The sequence below is a fragment of the Microbispora sp. H10830 genome, assembly GCF_014161375.1.
Taxonomy (GTDB): Bacteria; Actinomycetota; Actinomycetes; order Streptosporangiales; family Streptosporangiaceae; genus Microbispora; species Microbispora catharanthi.
In genome coordinates, this window is record NZ_JABBWX010000005.1 from 208,080 (window position 1) to 225,952 (window position 17,873).

Consider the following 17,873-nt stretch of genomic DNA (forward strand, 5'->3'; position numbering starts at 1 on the left):
GCCGTGTCATGCGGCGGATGTGCGTCTCGCTTCGGTCCCGGGACGCGGACGACACCCCGACGAACCAGAGCGAGAACTTCACTATGCCTATGAACACCCGCGACGACCTGCGGAACATCGCGATCATCGCGCACGTCGACCACGGCAAGACCACGCTGGTCGACGCCATGCTATGGCAGTCCGGCGCGTTCCGGGCCAACCAGGACGTCGACGAGCGGGTCATGGACTCCAACGACCTGGAGCGCGAAAAGGGGATCACCATCCTCGCGAAGAACACCGCGGTCAGGCACGGCGGCATGACCCTGAACATCATCGACACGCCCGGCCACGCCGACTTCGGCGGCGAGGTCGAGCGCGGCCTGTCGATGGTGGACGGCGTGGTGCTGCTGGTGGACGCCTCCGAGGGCCCGCTGCCGCAGACCCGCTTCGTGCTGCGCAAGGCGCTCGCCGCGAAGATGCCGGTGATCTTGTGCATCAACAAGGTGGACCGGCCGGACGCCCGCATCGCCGAGGTCGTCGACGAGGTGTACGAGCTGTTCATCGACCTCGACGCCACCGAGGAGCAGATCGACTTCCCGATCGTGTACGCCTCTGCCAAGGCCGGGCGGGCCTCGCTGGAGCGCCCCGCCGACGGCGGCATGCCGGACTCCCCCGACCTGGAGCCGCTGTTCGAGACGATCAAGAACACGATCCCGGCGCCGGTCTACGACCCGTCCGCGCCGCTCCAGGCCCACGTCACCAACCTCGACGCCTCCAGCTACCTGGGCCGTATCGCGCTGTGCCGCGTCCACCAGGGCACGATCCGCAAGGGCCAGCAGGTCGCGTGGTGCCGCACCGACGGCAGCGTGCAGCGCGTCAAGATCTCCGAGCTGCTGATGACCGAGGCGCTGGAGCGCAAGCCCGCCGAGGAGGCCGGGCCGGGCGACATCATCGCGATCGCCGGCATCCCGGACATCATGATCGGTGAGACGCTGGCCGACCCCGACGACCCGCGCCCGCTGCCGCTGATCACGGTCGACGAGCCGGCGATCTCCATGACGATCGGCACCAACACCAGCCCGCTGGTCGGCAAGGTCAAGGGCGCCAAGGTCACCGCCCGCCTCGTGAAGGACCGTCTCGACAAGGAGCTGGTCGGCAACGTCTCGCTGCGCGTGCTGCCCACCGAGAGCCCGGACGCCTGGGAGGTGCAGGGCCGCGGCGAGCTGGCCCTGGCGATCCTCGTGGAGCAGATGCGCCGCGAGGGCTACGAGCTGACCGTCGGCAAGCCGCAGGTCGTGACCAGGGTCGTCGACGGCAAGGTGCACGAGCCGGTCGAGCGCCTCACGGTCGACTGCCCGGAGGAGTACCTGGGCGCCGTCACCCAGCTCCTGGCCGTACGCAAGGGCCGCATGGAGCACATGACCAACCACGGCACCGGCTGGATCCGCATGGAGTTCCTGGTGCCGGCGCGCGGCCTGATCGGCTTCCGCACCGAGTTCCTCACCGAGACCCGCGGCACCGGCCTCGTGCACCACGTGTTCGAGACGTACGAGCCGTGGTTCGGCGAGCTGCGCACCCGCAACAACGGCTCGCTGGTCGCCGACCGCGCGGGCCAGGTCACCGCGTTCGCCATGCTCAACCTGCAGGAGCGCGGCACGCTGTTCGTCTCCCCCGGCACCGAGGTGTACGAGGGCATGATCATCGGGGAGAACTCCCGCTCCGACGACATGGACGTGAACATCACCAAGGAGAAGAAGCTCACCAACATGCGCTCCTCCACCAGCGAGGAGACCGAGAAGGTGATCCCGCCGCGCGTCCTGTCCCTGGAGCAGGCCCTGGAGTTCATCCGCGACGACGAGTGCGTGGAGATCACCTCGGAGACCGTGCGCATCCGCAAGGTCGTCCTCGACGCGTCCAGCCGTGGCCGCGCCGCCGCCCGCGCCAAGCGCGGCAGCTGATCCCGCCCCGGCCCGTGTGCGGGCCGGGCGCCGAAGCCCTCGCCGAACGATCGGCGGGGGCTTCGTGCTTTGGTCAGGAGTCTCCTTTGTCTCCTGTGTCTCCTGTGTCTCCTGTGGGCCAGGTCAGCCGGCCCGCGCGCAGGTCGTCCACGACCGACCGGAGCCAGCGCTCCTCCGCGTCGGTGACCGCGAGCATGTACTCGCTCTCGATGGCGGTGACCCTGGGCAGGTCGCCCGTCTGCGCCGCCAGGGCGGTCTCCAGGCCCGCCCTCGTCTCCGCCAGCCGCTCGGCACGGCGTTCAAGCAGCAGCAGCGCGTCTTCCGGCGGAATCATCATCAGGTGTGACAGTGCGGCGGGGAACTGCGGGAACTCCTGCTTGGGCACGGCCAGCATCTGGTCGAGCCACTCGCGGGCGACGTGCCGTCCCGCGTCGGTGAGTTCGTACACGGTCCGCTCCGGATAGGCCGGGTCGCGGGTGGTCTCGCGGACCGCGATCAGCCCCTCGGCGTGCAGCCGCTCGATCGTGCGATAGAGCCCGGCCCGCTGGCTCACGTTGACGACCTGGTCCTTGCCCCACTGCTTGATCAGCCGCTGCACGGCGTACGGGTGCATCGGCTCGTGGTGCAGCAGCGCCAGCACGGTCAGCGCGAGCGGGGAACTACGGAGGGAAGCGCTCATGTCCCCGATCCTAGCCTCAAGCGAACTAGTTGACGAGCAACTAGTTGCAATGCAACTATTCCTACTGCGAGCGATCAACGGCTCGCGGCAGACGAGGAGTGGTGAGCATGAGCAAGGTGACCAGCGCGTTGGTGATCGGCGGCGGCATCGCCGGGCCCGTGACGGCGCTCGCCCTGGCCAGGGCCGGCATCCGGGCGACCGTGCACGAGGCCCACGACAGCGCCGCGGACGGCGTCGGGGCGATGCTCAGCCTGGCCCCGAACGGGCTCGACGCGCTGCGCGTCGTGGGAGCGTACGAGGCGGTGCGGGCAGTGGGTCAGCCTGTCCCCGGCGTGGTGATGGCCGACGGCGCCGGAAACCCGCTCGCCGAGTTCGGCGGATTCCCCGGCCTGCCGCCCACCCTGGCGATGCCGCGCGCCGCCCTCTTCCGGGCACTGGCCGACCACGCCGTGGCGGCGGGGGTGCCCATCGAATACGGCAAGCGACTCGTCTCCGCCGAGGAGACCTCCGAGGGAGTGACCGCCACGTTCGCGGACGGCACCACCGCCACCGCCGACGTGCTGATCGGCGCCGACGGCATCCGGTCCACCGTCCGCACCCTGATCGACCCCGGCGCTCCCGGCCCCGAGTACGGCGGGGTCCTCAGCTTCGGCGGCTACGCCGACGACGGCGGCGTACGGGCCGAGCCGGGCGTGATGTACTTCGCCTTCGGCCGCACCTTCATCGGCTACTGGCGGCTGCCCGACGGCCGGATCTGCTGGTTCGCGAGCCTGCCCCGCACCGAGCCCCTCACCTACGCCGAGGTCGTCCGCGTTCCCGCCGCGGACTGGCTGGCCCGCCTGCGCGACCTCTACGCCGGTCACGTCCCTGGCGAGAAGCTGCTGGCGGGCACCGACCCCGGCGACCTCATGATCACCGGCCCGATGGAGCGCATGCCGTCGGTGCCGCACTGGCACCGCGGCCGCATGGTCCTCGTCGGCGACGCGGCCCACGCCCCGTCGTCCAGCTCCGGGCAGGGCGCCTCTCTGGCGGTGGAAAGCGCCGTCGAATTGGCCCGCTGCCTGCGCGACCTTCCGCTGCCCGGGGCTTTCGGGGCGTTCGAGCGTCTCCGCCGCCCTCGGGTGGAGATGGTCGGCGGCGACGCCGCGGCCAAGAACAAGGCCAAGGCCGGCCAGGCCGGCGACCGGCCCGCCATGCCGACCCCCGAGCAGATGTTCGCCCCCGTCCACCTGCACCACATCGACTGGGACGCGCCCGTCACCGCCTAGTCCGGCGGGGACCGCAGGGCAAGAGCGGGTAAACGGCCGTTACGGATGGCGTCGTGTGCCGCTCCCCGCCGCGCCCGGCCGTGCTCTGCTGTCGCAGGCAACGAGTGTCTGAGGAGGAGCGACCATGCCCCGCACAACCCGTTTCGCCCTGGCCGCCGGGCTCGCCCTGGGACTCGCCGCCGCGGCCGCCCCGGCCGTGCCGGGGCTGTCGGCCGGGATGGCGGCGGCCTCCGCCGCGCAGGCCCGCCCCAGTGAGTCAGCCGGTGAGTCGGCCAGTGAGTCGGCCAGTGAGTCGGCCAGTGAGTCGGCCAGTGAGTCGGCGGGTCAGTCGGCGACCGCCGTCATCAAGAACACCGCCGGGCGCGTCCTCGGCACCGTGCGGGTCGAGCGGTACGACGCGAAGAAGTCGAGGGTCAGCGTCAGCGTGCGGGGGCTCACTCCCGGGTTCCACGGCTTCCACGTCCACGCCAACGGCGTATGCGACGCGCGCTCGGTCGACCGGGCGACGGGCAGCGCGTTCACCAGCGCCGGAAGCCACCTCGGCCCCGGGGAGCACGGCGACGGCGCCGGGGACATGCCACCGCTGCTGGTGGCCGCCGACGGCACCGCCTCCGCGTCGTTCGTGACCGACAGGTTCACGCTGGAGCAGTTGGGCGACGCCAACGGCAGTGCGTTCGTGGTGCACGCCGGGCCGGACAACTTCGCGCACATCCCGGACAGGTACTTCCACCGGCCCGACGCCACCGGCGCCACGGGCCCGGACGCGACCACGCGCAAGACCGGCGACGCCGGTGCCCGGATCGGTTGCGGGGTCGTCAAAGTCCGCGCCTGATCCGGGTCCGTCGCTTCGCGGGCGGCGTCAGGAGATGTGGCGGCGCAGCCAGTCGACCAGCGGGACCAGCGCCCGCCAGCTCGAGCGGACCCGGTCGAGCGTCTCGGGGGTGTGCAGCCACGGCTCCGGCTCGAACCGCCGCCCGGCGTGCAGCGTCTTGTGCCGGAGGAGTTCGAGCCGGGGGTGGTCCTCCGCCGTGCCGCGGGGGCGGGTCTTGAGCCGATCGCCACCGACCGTCAGATCATCGGGCAGCGCCGCGAGGATCTCCTCCAGCAGGGGCCCTGCGGTGTCGTCGTCCAGGGCCTCGCGGAAGCGTGCCACCTGGTCGCCCGGCATCCACCAGCCCGCCGCCACGTAGAGGCCGTCGGCGTCGACCTGCACGTAGTAGCCGACGCCCTCCACGCCCACTCCGCAGTAGGCCCCCTGATGCGTCTTGTACGGCGACTTGTCCTTCGCGAACCGGACGTCGCGGTGCGGCCGGAACAGGTGGGCCGGTCCGAACTCCGGCTCCAGCTCGTCCATGAGCGCGAGCATCGGCGCCCGGACCCCGGTCTCGTACAACTCCTTGTGGGCCGTCCAATACGCCTTCGAATTGTCGGCGACGAGGCCCTCGTAGAAGATGAGCGCCTCGTCAGGGAACCCGCTGAAACCCATGCCACCCACCTTCGCACGCCCCACCGACAGTCCCGGGAGCGGGACCGCGCGGACGCGCTCAGCGCCGTCGTCTCGCCGTGCCGAAGATCGTCCTGGTGATCTCCCGGCCAAGCGCGGTCGCGGCGGTGCGGGCCAGCGACCGGAACTCCTTCGAGGCGAGCATCTCCTCCAGCGCCGACTGCCTGGGAGTCTTCGCCGGTCTCTCCGCCGGTCTCTCGGCCGGCGCTTCCCGCTCGGGCTCCTGCTGCCGGGCCAGACGCGCGGCGAGGATCTCGTACGCCGACTGCCGGTCCACGGCCGTGCCGTACTTCGGCAGGAGCGGGGACGCGGCGATGGCCCCCTGCACGACCGCGGGGGCGGACGGCGCCATGAGCGACCGCGGCGCGCGCAGCCGTGTCCAGGCGACCGGCGTCGGGGCCCCGGTCTCGGACAGGACCGTGACGACCGCCTCCCCGATGCCGAGCTCGGTGAGCAGCCGTTCGAGGTCGTAGGAGGAGGCGGGGAACGTCGAGACGGTCGCCTTCAGCGCCTTGGCGTCCTGCGGGGTGAAGGCGCGCAGGGCGTGTTGCACGCGCGCGCCGAGCTGGGCGAGGACGTCGGCCGGCACGTCCTTGGGCGTCTGGGTGACGAAGAAGACCCCGACCCCCTTCGACCGGATCAGCCGCACGGTCTGGGTGATCGACCTGAGGAACGCCTTGGACGCGTCCTCGAACAGCAGGTGCGCCTCGTCGAAGAAGAACACCAGCGACGGTTTGTCGGGATCGCCTACCTCGGGAAGCGTCTCGAACAGGTCCGCGAGCAGCCACATCAGGAACGTGGAGAACAGCTGCGGCCGGTCCTGCACGGCGGGCAGCTCCAGGATGGAGATCACGCCGCGCCCGTCCGGCGTGGTCCGCAGCAGGTCGTGCACGTCGAACTCCGGCTCGCCGAAGAACGCCTCCGCCCCCTGGGCCTGGAAGTTCACCAGGGCGCGCAGGATGACCCCCGCGGTGGACGCCGACAGCCCGCCGATGCCGCTCAACGCCTCCGGCGTCTCGGTCAGATAGCGGATGACCGCGATCAGGTCCTTGAGGTCCAGCAGCGGCAGCCCGTTTGTGTCGGCGAAGTAGAAGATCAACCCGAGCGACGACTCCTGGGTCTCGTTGAGTTCGAGCACCCGCGACAGCAGCGTCGGCCCGAACGCGCTCATGGTGGCGCGCAGCGGGATGCCCTCCCCCACGCCGCCGAGGGAGAAGAACTCGGTCACGCAGCCCTCCGGCGCCCAGTCCTGCCCCACGTCGGCCGCCCGGCGGGTGATCCGGTCGCCCGGCGTCCCCGGCGAGGCCAGCCCGGACAGGTCGCCCTTGACGTCGGCGAGGAACACCGGCACGCCCTGATCGGCGAGCTGCTCGGCCATGAGCTGCAACGTCTTGGTCTTCCCGGTGCCGGTCGCCCCGGCCACCAGGCCGTGCCGGTTCATCATGCCCACCGGGATGCGGACGCGCTCGGAGGCGTCGGCCGCCCCGTCCGCGCGTACGAGCGCGCCCAGCTCCAGCGCCGGCCCCTCGAAGTCGTAGCCCTTCATCGGTTGGTGTACTTCTTCCCGGGCGTGGGTTCGCCGAGCAGCTCCGAGACGGTCACGTACGTGAAGCCCTTGTGGTCGAGTTCGTCGAGCAACCGGGGCAGCGCCTGCACGGTGGTGGGGTGGATGTCGTGCATGAGCACGATGTCGCCCGGTTTGGCCGCGGCGCTGCGCTGGGTGATCACCGTGGGGTTGCGGTTGAGCCAGTCGAGGGTGTCGACGGCCCACAGGATCTGTGCGAGCCCGGTCTGCTTCGTCTCGTTGTCCACCGCCTGGTTCGTCGCGCCGTACGGCGGGCGCATGAGCCGCATCGTCACGCCGGTCACCTTCCGCACGGCCTCCTGCGTACGGTCGAGCTCTCGGCGCAGGCCGTCGGACGACAGCCCCGGCAGCGAGGCGTGGTCCCAGGAGTGGTTGCCGATCTCGTGGCCCTCGGCGGCCATCCGCCGGACGAAGTCCCGCGTCTCGCCCGTGATCATCTGCCCGAGGATGAAGAACGTGGCCCGGGCGTGGTGGGCCGCGAGCAGGTCGAGGACGTGCCCGGTGTATTCGGCGGGCCCGTCGTCGAACGTCAGCGCCACGCATTTGTGCTGCCTGCAGTCGACGTGCCGCGGCGGCGGGACCGCCGGCAGGCGCGGCCCCGGCGCTCCCCGCTGCGTTCCCGCGAGCCGGAAACGCAGCAGGTCGGCGTCGAAATGCCGAGGCGTGCCGAAGCGCGGATGCGGCCCCGCAGGTCCGGCCCGCTCCCCCGAAACCGACACGGTCCTGGCCTGGGCACATCCGCCGAGCAGCAACAACGACAGCAGAACGGATCCGATCCGCATACGACCCCCCGGAGCAGGCGGGGGGCCACGAACGCTACGGATAGCCTCCGGCCGCTCCCCCCCGCAGAACCTTTTCCAGCTCCTCCCACCAGGACGGCACGTCCGCCTTGAGCTCGGCGTACCTGCGAGCCACCCGGATGGCGCATCCTGCGGGGTCCGTACCCAGGTGCCGGCACTTCACGGCACCCTCGCGCCAACGGTAAAAGCCCTCACGGAAGGTCACGACCAGGCCTATCCAGACGGAGAGAGTAGCCTCGTCACCGATCTCGTAGGCGTCGGCCACCCCGAGCGCGGCGAGTTCCGCGCGAAGTTTTTCCACCGCGACTCGCGATTCACTCACCGGCCACCGCCCCCTGCACAGCAGACACGCACAAAAAGGGATGTACCCAACCTTGGAGCGGCGCTTGCGGATTCATTCTGTAATCATCGACTACTAAGCGTCACCACGCAGCCCTTACTGGTCAGTCATGTGCGGGTTCTCCGGCGTCAGGGAGCTCACAGACGTCGGGCGGCTCTCTGACATCGGGGGGCACTGTCACATCGGGCGGCACTGTTACATCGGGCGGCTTCGGGGGCTCGGTGACCACCATCACGAAGCGCAGCGGTTCGTCGTGCTCGTTGGCGTACCGGTGCGGCCGATCGGCGCTGAACACGACGGCGTCGCCGGACCCCACGACGTGGCTCCTGCCGTACACGGTCAGCGTGAGCCGCCCCTCCAGGACGGTGAGCATCTCGCGGGTGCCGGCGGGGTGCGCGTCGCCGTCGTGGTGCTCGCCCGGCCCGAGCCGCCAGTCCCACAGCTCCAGGATCGCGGGCGCGTCCGTCCCCACGAGCAGGCGGGCCGACCCTCCGCCGGGATGCCGGAACGTCACCACCTCGGACTCGTGCACGACCCGGACGACCGGGGTGTCGGCGACCTCCACCAGTCGCGCGAGGGTCACGCCCAGCGCGTCGGCGATCCGGGTGAGCGTGTTGACGCTCGGGTTGGTGCGGCCCTGCTCGATCTGGATGAGCATGCCGCGGCTCACGTTCGACCTGGCCGCGAGCTCGTCGAGGGTCAGCCCCCGGTGGGCCCGCTGGCCCCGTACGTTCGCGGCGATGGCCGCGGTGATCGTCGCAGGATCAGCCATGAGTACAGCGTAGTGATCTCCTATTACAATTCATTGCACTATCCAGGCAATCTCTTGGGGGATCTGTGACGGCGGTGGCCCTCGCTACGGCATGCGCGGTGATCTTCGGCACGGCCGACTTCTTCGGGGGTCTCGCCACCAGGCGGTCGAAGGTGCTGGCCGTCGTCGTGCTCTCCCAGCTCGGCGGCCTGCTGCTGGTCGCGGCCCTCCTCCCGGTGCTGCCGGGCCACGCGAGCACGGCGGCGCTGGCCTGGGGAATGGCCTCCGGGGTCGCCGGCGCCTTCGGCATCGTGCTGTTCTACCGCGGCCTGGCCACCGGAATGATGTCCGTGATCGCCCCGACCACTGCCACGACCGCGATGGCCGTCCCCGTGCTGTTCGGCCTCCTCACCGGCGACCGGCCGTCCGCCCTGGCGCTCGCGGGCGTCGCGCTCGGCCTGTTCGCCGTCCTGCTGGTCAGCCGCGAGCCGAACGGCGGGGCGAGCGGCCCGAAGGCCGGTCCGATCCTCGCCGCCCTGGTGTCGGGAGCGGGTTTCGGCGGGTTCTTCGTGCTGCTCAAGCTGGCCCCGGCCGACTCCGGCACGTGGCCGCTGCTGGGGGCGAGGATCGCCTCGATCACGCTTGTCGCACTGCTGGCCCTCGCGACGCGCAGGAGCCTGCGCCCGGTGCCCGGCAGCCTCACAGTGACGATCGCGGCCGGGGTGCTCGACATGGCCGCCAACGTGCTCTATCTCTTCGCGGCGCAGCGGGGGATGCTGACCCTGGTGGCCGTCCTGGTGTCGCTCTATCCGGCGAGCACGCTGCTGCTCGCGCGGTACGTCCTGGGCGAGCGGCTGAGCCCCGTGCAGATCACCGGAGTCGGGTTCGCGCTCGGCGCGATCGCCCTCATCGCCGCCGCCTGAACCGCGCCCCCAGCCGCGCCCCCAAGCGCGTCCCGATACTGGGCCCGATACGGGGCCCGTGGGCGCGGGACCACGTCCCGGCGCGCCGCACGGGCCCGTCAGTCACGGGTCAGGCCGCGCACACCTGCTCGGGGACGCGTACGACGCCCTCCTCGCGGGCGTAGTCCTCCAGCATGCCCCGGAGCTGGCGGCGGCCCCGGTGCAGCCTGGACATGACGGTGCCGATCGGAGTGCCCATCCGGTCGGCGATCTCCTTGTACGCGAAGCCCTCGACGTCGGCCAGGTAGACGGCCACCCGGAAGTCCTCCGGCAGGGCCCGCAGGGCGTTCATCACGACACTGTCCGGAATCTGGTCGAGCGCCTCGATCTCGGCCGAGCGCAGCCCGGTCGACATGTGCGACTCGGCCGCGGCCAGCTGCCAGTCCTCGATCTCCTCGGCGGCCGACAGCTTGGGCGAGCGCTGCTTCTTCCGGTAGTCGTTGATGAAGTTGTTGGTGAGGATGCGGTGCAGCCACGCCTTGAGGTTCGTGCCCTCGCGGAACTGGTGGTACGACGTGAACGCCTTCGCGACGGTCTCCTGGACCAGGTCCTCGGCGTCGGCGGGGTTGCGCGTCAGACGCATGGCGGACGCGTAGAGCTGGCTCGTCACCGGCACGACCTCACGCTCGAACCATGCCTGCCGCTGCTCGTCGGTCGAGATCATCTCTTCCCCCTACGGAACTTCTCCCCCGTTACCCGTCCGGCCGGAACACATGCGAGGTCGCTCGTTCATCGTTGTGCCAAGGACATCGTGCCGCTTGGGGCCTAAGCACGGTGTTAATGTCGTCCGGCCTGGTCAGCGTCATCGCCGTAAAGACCAGGCCCGCGCGGCCAGGTCACGCGCAAGCCGAACAAGTCTCATTAGCGTAACACCGGAGCCTCAATCCGGAGTAAAATGTGGCAGATTTCACTGGCGGTCCGCAGGCGCAGGTCGGCAGAACCGGGTGCCTCCTCCTTGGTGTTCATGGCGAGGAGCGTGCCAGAGTGGCGGCATGAACCACCTGGATCGGCACGATCCGGTCACGAGGGCATGGGTGGCCGACGCCATCCAGGCCGTCGAGGCCGACGCCAACCGAAGCTGTGACACTCACCTGCATGTGTTCCCGCTCCCCTCGCACTGGGGTGTCGACCTCTATCTGAAAGACGAGTCGGTGCACCCGACCGGTTCACTCAAGCACCGTCTCGCCCGGTCCCTCTTCCTGTACGGCCTGGCCAACGGCTGGATCGGGCCCACCACCACGATCATCGAGGCGTCCAGCGGGTCCACCGCCGTGAGTGAGGCGTACTTCGCCCGGCTGCTCGGCCTGCCGTTCATCGCCGTGATCCCGGCGAGCACCTCGCCGGAGAAGCGGGAGATCATCGAGTTCTACGGCGGCAAGTGCCACCTGGTGGACGACCCGAGAGCGATCTACGACGAGTCGCACCGGCTCGCCGCCGAGACCGGCGGGCACTACATGGACCAGTTCACCTACGCCGAACGGGCGACGGACTGGCGGGGCAACAACAACATCGCCGAGAGCGTCTTCCAGCAGATGGCGCTCGAACGGCACCCGGAGCCCGCGTGGATCGTCGTCGGCGCGGGCACCGGCGGCACCTCGGCGACGATCGGCCGCTACATCCGCTATCGCCGCCACCAGACCCGGCTGTGCGTGGCCGATCCCGAGGGCTCGGCGTTCTATCCGTCCTGGATCTCGGGCGAGGAGCACGGCGGCGCCGGATCGCGGATCGAGGGCATCGGCCGGCCGCGGGTCGAGCCGTCGTTCCTGCCGACGGTCATCGACCGGATGACCCAGGTGCCGGACGCCCTGTCGATCGCGGCCATGCACTGGGTCAGAGAGGTCACCCGCAGGGAGGTCGGCGGCTCGACCGGCACCAACATCGCGGCGGCGGTGCAGATCATCCGGGAGATGCGGGAGCGGGGCGAGCGCGGCAGCGTGGTCACGCTGATCTGCGACGGCGCCGAGCGCTATCGCGACACCTACGGCGACCCGCGCTGGCTGTCGGAGCGGGGCATCGACATCGCCCCCCACCTCGAAGAACTGCGCGCCTTCCTCCGGAGCTGACGGGAGGCGGGCCGGGGAATCCCGGCCCGCCGCCGTGTTCCTCGCTTTCTCGTGTCAGTCGCCGAGCAGGGCGTCGACGAAGACGTCGGGATCGAACGGCGCGAGGTCGTCCGGCCCCTCGCCGAGGCCCACCAGCTTCACGGGCACGCCCAGCTCACGCTGGACCGAGATCACGATGCCGCCCTTGGCCGTGCCGTCCAGCTTGGTCAGCGCGATGCCGGTGACGTTGACCACCTCGGCGAAGACCTGCGCCTGGCGCATGCCGTTCTGCCCGGTGGTCGCGTCGAGGACGAGGAGCACCTCGTCCACCGCCGCCTTCTTCTCGATGACCCGCTTGACCTTGCCCAGCTCGTCCATGAGGCCGGTCTTGGTGTGCAGCCGTCCCGCGGTGTCGATGATGACGGTGTCCGCCTTGTCCTCGATGCCCTTGGCCACGGCGTCGAACGCCACGGACGCCGGGTCGCCGCCCTCCGGGCCGCGCACCACACCCGCGCCGACGCGGTCACCCCACGTCTGGAGCTGGTCGGTGGCCGCCGCGCGGAAGGTGTCGGCGGCGCCGAGCACGACCTTCCTTCCGTCGCCGACCAGGACCCGGGCCAGCTTGCCCGAGGTCGTGGTCTTGCCGGTGCCGTTGACGCCGACGACGAGGACGACGGCCGGCCGCTCCCCGTGCGGCTTGGTGTGCAGGGTCCTGTCGAGGTCCGGCGCGATCTGCGTGAGCAGTTCCTCGCGCAGCAGCTTGCGCACCTCATCGGGGGTGCGGGTGCCGAGCACCTTCACCTTCGTCCGCAGTTCCTCCACCATCGCACGGGTGGGGGCCACACCGACGTCGGCCGTGATCAGAGTCTCCTCGATCTCGTCCCAGACCTCGTCGTCGAGCCGGTCCCGCGACAGCAGTTCGAGCAGGCCCCGGCCGAGGACGTTCTGCGAACGGGCGAGCCTGCCACGCAGCCGCACCATCCGGCCGGCCGAGGGCGGCGGGACCTCGATCTCGGGAGCCTTGATCAGCTCTTCGATCGGAGGGGCGGGCGGCGGCAGCGTGGTCGTCGTGCCGCCGTCCTCTTCGCCCAGCCCCGTCTTCGCGGGCTCCTCCACGACGGGAGCCTTCGGCTCGGGCGGGGCCGGCGGGGCGGGCGGCAGGTCCTTCGCCTTCGGCCGGAACAGCAGCCACAGGCCACCCACCGCCAATATGGCGACGATGGCCACGATCACGATGATGCCGAGGTAACCGTCCACACCATGAAGTTTCCCAGATGACCCGCATTACTCCAGCCAGGGGCGAACTTCCTAGACCTTCTCGCGGAGGCGCTGGCTGACGACCTGGGTGACGCCGTCGCCGCGCATCGACACGCCATACAGCGCGTCGGCGATCTCCATCGTGCGCTTCTGGTGCGTGATCACGATGAGCTGTGAGGTCTGTCTCAGTTCCTCGAACAGGGTGAGCAGCCGCTGGGTGTTGGTGTCGTCGAGCGCCGCCTCGACCTCGTCCATCACGTAGAACGGCGACGGGCGGGCCTTGAAGATCGAGACGAGGAACGCGACCGCCGTCAGCGACCGCTCGCCACCGGACAGCAGCGACAGGCGCTTGACCTTCTTGCCGGGCGGCCGGGCCTCGACCTCGACGCCCGTGGTCAGCATGTCCTCGGGGTCGGTCAGCAGCAGGCGGCCCTCCCCGCCGGGGAAGACCCGCTGGAAGATCTGCCCGAACTCGCGCGCCACGTCCTCGAACGCCGCCGCGAAGACCTGCTCGACCCGGTCGTCGACCTCCTTGACGACGAGCAGCAGGTCGCGCCGGGTCTTCTTGAGGTCTTCGAGCTGCGAGGTGAGGAAGGCGTGCCGCTCCTCAAGGGCGGCGAACTCCTCCAGCGCCAGCGGGTTGACCTTGCCGAGCTGGGTCATCTGCCGTTCGGCCGTCCTGGCCCGCTTCTCCTGCTCCTCCCGGACGTACGGCACCGGCGGGTCGCCGGGCACCGGCACGCTCGGCCCGTATTCGGCGATCAGCGGTTCGAGCTCGATGCCGTACTCCTCCAGGGCACGCTGCTCCATCTGCTCCAGACGCAGCCGCCGCTCCGTCCTGGCCATCTCGCTGCCGTGGACCCGGTTGACCAGGGCGTCCAGCTCGGAGCTGAGCTCACGTACGCGCAGGCGCACCTGCTTCAGCTCGGTGTCGATCTGCCCGCGCGCCCGCTCGGCCTCGTCGCGCTCCTCTGCGGCCCGTGCGAGCGACCCCTCCAGGGCGCTCAGGGCGGCACGCGCGCCGTCCGCCACCGCCGCGGCGATCTCCGCCTGCCTGCGGCGGCGTTCCCTGTCGGCCGCGGCCTGGGCCCGGTCCTGCCGCTCGCGCTGGGCCGCGCGCAGCAGGGCGTCGGCGCGGCCCGCGATGCCCCGCACCCGCTCCTCGGCCGTACGGACGGTCAGCCGGGCCTCCATCTCGGCCTGCCGGGTGACGCCACAGGCGGCGGCCAGCTCGTCGCGGGTGTCGGTGGTCGGCTCCGCCTCCAGCTCGGCGGCGTACTCTGCCTCGGCGAGCTGCTCCTCCAGCTCCACGACCGCGGCCTGGGCCTGCTCGCGCGCCTCCTGGGCGTCCACCGCCGACCGGCTCAGCCGGGCCGCCTCGTCCTGGGCGGCCTTGACGGCGGCCTCCAGCCGGGCCAGCTGCTTGGCCGCCGCCGCGGCCCGCTGGTCGGCCTCCCGCTGCCTGCCGCGCAGGCGGTCGAGCCCGGCCTGCGCCGCGTTCAGCCCGTTCTGCGCGGCGTTGACGCCGCTCTGGGCGGCGCTCACGCCGCTCTGCGCCTCCGTGACCCGCCCCTGCGCCGCCTCCAGCGCGAGCTGCGACTCCCGTTCGGCGGCCACGGCCTCGGCCAGCGCCTCCGCGTGCCGTTCGGCCTCGGCCCTGGCGGTGGCGAGATCGGCGGCGGCCTCGTCCAGGGCCGTGCGCATCTGCAGCAGGGAGGAGCCGCCGCCCGAGCCGCCGTGGGCGGCGTGGACGCCGAGCAGGTCACCGGACGTCGTGACGGCCCGCAGCTCCGGATGGGCGTCCACCACCTTGCGCGCGGTGAGCAGGTCGGGCACCACGACCACGTCGGACAGCAGCGCCTCCACGGCGGGGCGCAGCTCGTCCGGCACGGTCACCAGGTCGGCGGCCCATTCGGCGTCCGCGACGGGCGCCTCCGGCCGCCCGCCACCGCTCTGCCCGCCACCGCTCTGCCCGCCACCGCTGCTTTGGCGGTCGCCCGCGATCAGGAGGGCGGCGCGGCCGGCGTCGGCCTCGCGCAGGTGCTCGACGGCGGCCACGGCGGCGGTCAGCGAGGCGACGCCCACCCCGTCCACGGCCAGCACGGCCGCGACGGCCGCCTCCGCCCCCGGGCGTACGGCGAGCAGCGTGGCGATCGGGCCGAGCACGCCGGGCAGACCGGCGCCGAGCAGCGCGGCGGCCCCGTCCGCTCCCCCGGCCAGGCTCATCTCCAGGGCCTCGCACCGGGCCTGGAGAGCGGCGACCGCGCGCTGTGACTCCTGGTCGGCCGCTCGGGCCGTGCTCACGGCGGCCTTGGCGGCGGCGAGCGCGTCCCTGGGCGCGGCCAGGTCGGCCCGCGCCCGCTCCACGACGGCCTCGGCCTGCTCGGCCACGGCCCTGGCCTCCTCCACCGCGGCGCGGGCGAGGTCCACGCCCTCCTGCGCGGCCTCCAGCTCGGCCGCGAGCTCGGGGTCGGCCGGCGGCTCGTCGAGCGCCTGGGCGTCGAGCTCGTCCTGGGCCTGCTCCGCGCGCCGGGTGGCGTCCTCGACGGCCTTGGTGAGCCTGCCGATCTCGTCACCGGCGGCCCTGGCCCGGCTCCTGGCCGACTCGACCTGGCCGCGGAGGCGGGCGAGGGCCTCGCGGCGGTCGGCCGCGGCGCGGGCGGCCACGGTCAGGCGCCGCTCCTCGGCGGCCAGCGCCTCCTCGGCCTCCGCGCGGACCTCGACGGCGGCCGCGAGCCGCTCGCGCGCCTCGTCCAGCTCCTCCGCCAGCACCCGCTCCTGCTCCCGCACCTCGGCGGCCTCACGCTCCAGGTCCTCCGGGTCGCGCCCGCGCCGCTCGATGGACGCGGCGTCCGCGGCGTGCCGCCGCCGTTCGGCCGCGAGGCTCTCCACGCCGCGCAGCCGCTCCCGCAGGGCAGAAAGGCGGTAGAAGGTCTCCTGCGCGGCCTTGAGGCGCGGCTGGGCGTCGTTCTCGGCCGCCTCCAGCTCGGCCTCCCGCCGCTGGCCCTCGGCCAGCTCCGCCTCCACCTTGGCGCGCCGCGCCTGTACGGCCGCCTCGTCGGCCTCCTCCCGCTGCAGCGTGTCGCGGAGGGTGATCACGTCGTCGGCGAGCAGCCGCAGCCGCGCGTCACGCAGGTCGGCCTGGATGACGGCCGCCTTCCGGGCGATCTCGGCCTGCCGGCCCAATGGTTTGAGCTGGCGGCGCAGCTCGGCCACGAGGTCCTGGACGCGGGTCAGGTTGGCCTGCATCGCGTCGAGCTTGCGGAGGGCCTTCTCCTTGCGCTTGCGGTGCTTGAGTACGCCCGCGGCCTCCTCGATGAACGCCCGGCGCTCCTCCGGACCCGCGTGCAGCACCTGGTCGAGCTGGCCCTGGCCGACGATCACGTGCATCTCCCGGCCGATGCCGGAGTCGGACAGCAGCTCCTGGATGTCGAGCAGGCGGCAGGTGTCGCCGTTGATGGCGTACTCGCTCTGGCCGGACCGGAACATCAGCCGGCTGATCGTCACCTCGGTGTAGTCGATCGGGAGCGCACCGTCGGTGTTGTCGATCGTCAGCGTGACCTCGGCGCGGCCGAGGGGCGGGCGGCTGGAGGTGCCCGCGAAGATCACGTCTTCCATCTTGCCGCCGCGCAGCGACTTGGCGCTGTGCTCGCCCATCACCCATGCGAGGGCGTCCACGACGTTGGACTTGCCGGAGCCGTTGGGGCCCACCACGGCGGTGATGCCCGGCTCGAAGCGGAGGGTGGTGGCCGAGGCGAAGGACTTGAAGCCGCGTAAGGTGAGCGTCTTGAGGTACACGTCCGCCCCCCTCGGTGCCGCCTGGCGTTCGGGGGGAAAGACTACAGCTCCCAAGGGCCGGGTACGCGGGGATAGGCACCGGCGGCTCGCCTGGGGAACGAATACGGGTAAGGCAAGCCGGGCGGTTCGCCCATCCCGCCCACGGCCCGTTATTTATGATCGGTTAGCCGTCGAATCAATTGCCGGGGAACGACGGCGGAAATGGCAAGGGACGCCTTTGCGGGGCGTCCCTACAATCCTTTCCCGTTCCTGCCGGTCCCTCAGGTGAGAGCCGGCTCGCGATCCTGCAGCCGGACCAGGGCCTCGTCACGAGTTTGCGCCGAGAGCGCGTCGTTCTGGGCCTGGAGCCGGGTGAGTTCTGCCTCGAGGTCGCGGATGCGCTGCTGGAGACGGCGCATTTCCGAGATCATCCGAGGGTCAGGACCGCCGACGTGGCCGAGTAGAGCCTTCGCCATAGTAAAGGGTCCTCCACGCTGAGTGACCAGACTGGTTCGCGCACTTCATGCCGCGGGAGGGGTGCGCGTGGTTCCTCTCAAGAGTCGCACCGGCAATGGAGACGGTCAAGTTGAACGCTCCGCACAGGCGTGCCGGTGGGCACTCTCGCTAGATAAATATACCGGATTTGAGGGGTTTGAGGGAAGCCCTACCTCTCGACAAACCCGGCGATACCTCTCTTCGCATCGCTCCAGCGCTCGACCACCCCCTCAACGCGGCCGGGCGTGTCTCCGGTGCGTAACAACGACAGGAGCCGCTCGCACGACTCCCTCGGGCCCTCGGCGACGACCTCGACCCTCCCGTCGGCCAGGTTCGAGGCCCACCCGACGAGCCCGAGCTCCAGTGCGCGGGCACGGGTCCACCAGCGGAACCCCACACCCTGCACCCGTCCCCGGACCCATGCCGTCAACCGAACCACGCCTACAAGTATCCAGATCGACTTCGGCCGCCACAGG

General features: G+C 71.3%; 16 protein-coding genes. 5 read left to right on the top strand and 11 right to left on the bottom strand.

The genetic code is table 11. The features are described 5' to 3' along the window. Window positions 1–83 precede the first annotated feature (83 nt). Window positions 84–1,937 carry a translational GTPase TypA gene (gene typA / locus HHX35_RS15745; protein WP_182899562.1) on the top strand — a complete coding sequence of 618 codons (1,854 nt, stop codon included), beginning with the start codon at window positions 84–86 and terminating at the stop codon, window positions 1,935–1,937. A gap of 73 nt (window positions 1,938–2,010) precedes the next feature. Here the strand turns inward: typA and HHX35_RS15750 are convergent, their stop codons facing one another. Further along, a complete protein-coding gene (locus HHX35_RS15750) occupies window positions 2,011–2,616 on the bottom strand; it encodes a PadR family transcriptional regulator (protein ID WP_182899563.1) in 606 nt (201 codons plus the stop codon). 107 nt (window positions 2,617–2,723) lie between these two features. On the opposite strand from HHX35_RS15750, the gene HHX35_RS15755 reads away from it, so the two are divergent. Both HHX35_RS15755 and HHX35_RS15760 read left to right on the top strand, forming a co-directional pair. Next, window positions 2,724–3,884: an FAD-dependent monooxygenase gene (locus HHX35_RS15755; RefSeq protein ID WP_182899564.1), complete on the top strand. Its 1,161-nt coding sequence runs from the start codon at window positions 2,724–2,726 to the stop codon at window positions 3,882–3,884. Between the two features lie 124 nt (window positions 3,885–4,008). Further along, window positions 4,009–4,716 (top strand): superoxide dismutase family protein, encoded by a 708-nt coding sequence (locus HHX35_RS15760; RefSeq protein ID WP_182899565.1) that lies wholly within the window; start codon window positions 4,009–4,011, stop codon window positions 4,714–4,716. Window positions 4,717–4,743: 27 nt separating this feature from the next. On the opposite strand, the gene HHX35_RS15765 is transcribed toward HHX35_RS15760, so the two are convergent. The 5 genes from HHX35_RS15765 to HHX35_RS15785 all read right to left on the bottom strand — a co-directional run bounded on the left by HHX35_RS15765 (window position 4,744) and on the right by HHX35_RS15785 (window position 8,885). Then, complete coding sequence (locus tag HHX35_RS15765) at window positions 4,744–5,370, bottom strand: DUF2461 domain-containing protein (protein WP_182899566.1); 627 nt, start codon at window positions 5,368–5,370, stop codon at window positions 4,744–4,746. Window positions 5,371–5,428: 58 nt separating this feature from the next. Next, the gene (locus HHX35_RS15770) at window positions 5,429–6,934 is read right to left on the bottom strand and encodes a helicase HerA-like domain-containing protein (protein WP_182899567.1); all 1,506 of its coding nucleotides are present in this window, start codon (window positions 6,932–6,934) and stop codon (window positions 5,429–5,431) included. Next, window positions 6,931–7,755: a polysaccharide deacetylase family protein gene (locus tag HHX35_RS15775; protein WP_182899568.1), complete on the bottom strand. Its 825-nt coding sequence runs from the start codon at window positions 7,753–7,755 to the stop codon at window positions 6,931–6,933. The genes HHX35_RS15770 and HHX35_RS15775 overlap by 4 nt, the downstream gene beginning before the upstream one ends. A 34-nt stretch (window positions 7,756–7,789) precedes the next feature. Continuing rightward, complete coding sequence (locus HHX35_RS15780) at window positions 7,790–8,095, bottom strand: hypothetical protein (RefSeq protein WP_182899569.1); 306 nt, start codon at window positions 8,093–8,095, stop codon at window positions 7,790–7,792. A 121-nt stretch (window positions 8,096–8,216) separates the two neighbouring features. After that, the gene (locus tag HHX35_RS15785; RefSeq protein WP_182899570.1) at window positions 8,217–8,885 is read right to left on the bottom strand and encodes a helix-turn-helix domain-containing protein; all 669 of its coding nucleotides are present in this window, start codon (window positions 8,883–8,885) and stop codon (window positions 8,217–8,219) included. A 98-nt stretch (window positions 8,886–8,983) separates the two neighbouring features. Here HHX35_RS15785 and HHX35_RS15790 point away from each other — a divergent pair, with 98 nt between their 5' ends. Further along, the gene (locus tag HHX35_RS15790; protein ID WP_310739116.1) at window positions 8,984–9,787 is read left to right on the top strand and encodes a DMT family transporter; all 804 of its coding nucleotides are present in this window, start codon (window positions 8,984–8,986) and stop codon (window positions 9,785–9,787) included. Between the two features lie 109 nt (window positions 9,788–9,896). On the opposite strand, the gene HHX35_RS15795 is transcribed toward HHX35_RS15790, so the two are convergent. Next, complete coding sequence (locus tag HHX35_RS15795) at window positions 9,897–10,490, bottom strand: sigma-70 family RNA polymerase sigma factor (protein ID WP_139580050.1); 594 nt, start codon at window positions 10,488–10,490, stop codon at window positions 9,897–9,899. Between the two features lie 328 nt (window positions 10,491–10,818). Between HHX35_RS15795 and HHX35_RS15800 the strand changes: the two genes are divergently transcribed. Next, window positions 10,819–11,889 (top strand): PLP-dependent cysteine synthase family protein, encoded by a 1,071-nt coding sequence (locus HHX35_RS15800; protein WP_139580051.1) that lies wholly within the window; start codon window positions 10,819–10,821, stop codon window positions 11,887–11,889. Between the two features lie 54 nt (window positions 11,890–11,943). On the opposite strand, the gene ftsY is transcribed toward HHX35_RS15800, so the two are convergent. The 4 genes from ftsY to HHX35_RS15820 all read right to left on the bottom strand — a co-directional run bounded on the left by ftsY (window position 11,944) and on the right by HHX35_RS15820 (window position 17,836). Continuing rightward, window positions 11,944–13,125 carry a signal recognition particle-docking protein FtsY gene (gene ftsY, locus HHX35_RS15805; RefSeq protein WP_182899572.1) on the bottom strand — a complete coding sequence of 394 codons (1,182 nt, stop codon included), beginning with the start codon at window positions 13,123–13,125 and terminating at the stop codon, window positions 11,944–11,946. 51 nt (window positions 13,126–13,176) lie between these two features. After that, complete coding sequence (locus HHX35_RS15810) at window positions 13,177–16,923, bottom strand: AAA family ATPase (protein WP_182899573.1); 3,747 nt, start codon at window positions 16,921–16,923, stop codon at window positions 13,177–13,179. Between the two features lie 260 nt (window positions 16,924–17,183). Continuing rightward, the gene (locus HHX35_RS15815; protein WP_139580054.1) at window positions 17,184–17,378 is read right to left on the bottom strand and encodes a hypothetical protein; all 195 of its coding nucleotides are present in this window, start codon (window positions 17,376–17,378) and stop codon (window positions 17,184–17,186) included. 188 nt (window positions 17,379–17,566) lie between these two features. Beyond that, complete coding sequence (locus tag HHX35_RS15820; RefSeq protein ID WP_182899574.1) at window positions 17,567–17,836, bottom strand: acylphosphatase; 270 nt, start codon at window positions 17,834–17,836, stop codon at window positions 17,567–17,569. Window positions 17,837–17,873: the final 37 nt, after the last annotated feature.

Bases quoted from the DNA above. Each gene is read 5' to 3' on its own strand.
- typA (WP_182899562.1), top strand. From the start codon at position 84: ATGCCTATGAACACCCGCGACGACCTGCGGAACATCGCGATCATCGCG.
- HHX35_RS15765 (WP_182899566.1), bottom strand. From the start codon at position 5,370: ATGGGTTTCAGCGGGTTCCCTGACGAGGCGCTCATCTTCTACGAGGGC.
- HHX35_RS15760 (WP_182899565.1), top strand. From the start codon at position 4,009: ATGCCCCGCACAACCCGTTTCGCCCTGGCCGCCGGGCTCGCCCTGGGA.
- HHX35_RS15795 (WP_139580050.1), bottom strand. From the start codon at position 10,490: ATGATCTCGACCGACGAGCAGCGGCAGGCATGGTTCGAGCGTGAGGTC.
- HHX35_RS15750 (WP_182899563.1), bottom strand. From the start codon at position 2,616: ATGAGCGCTTCCCTCCGTAGTTCCCCGCTCGCGCTGACCGTGCTGGCG.
- HHX35_RS15755 (WP_182899564.1), top strand. From the start codon at position 2,724: ATGAGCAAGGTGACCAGCGCGTTGGTGATCGGCGGCGGCATCGCCGGG.
- HHX35_RS15770 (WP_182899567.1), bottom strand. From the start codon at position 6,934: ATGAAGGGCTACGACTTCGAGGGGCCGGCGCTGGAGCTGGGCGCGCTC.
- HHX35_RS15815 (WP_139580054.1), bottom strand. From the start codon at position 17,378: ATGGCGAAGGCTCTACTCGGCCACGTCGGCGGTCCTGACCCTCGGATG.
- HHX35_RS15785 (WP_182899570.1), bottom strand. From the start codon at position 8,885: ATGGCTGATCCTGCGACGATCACCGCGGCCATCGCCGCGAACGTACGG.
- HHX35_RS15800 (WP_139580051.1), top strand. From the start codon at position 10,819: ATGAACCACCTGGATCGGCACGATCCGGTCACGAGGGCATGGGTGGCC.
- HHX35_RS15775 (WP_182899568.1), bottom strand. From the start codon at position 7,755: ATGCGGATCGGATCCGTTCTGCTGTCGTTGTTGCTGCTCGGCGGATGT.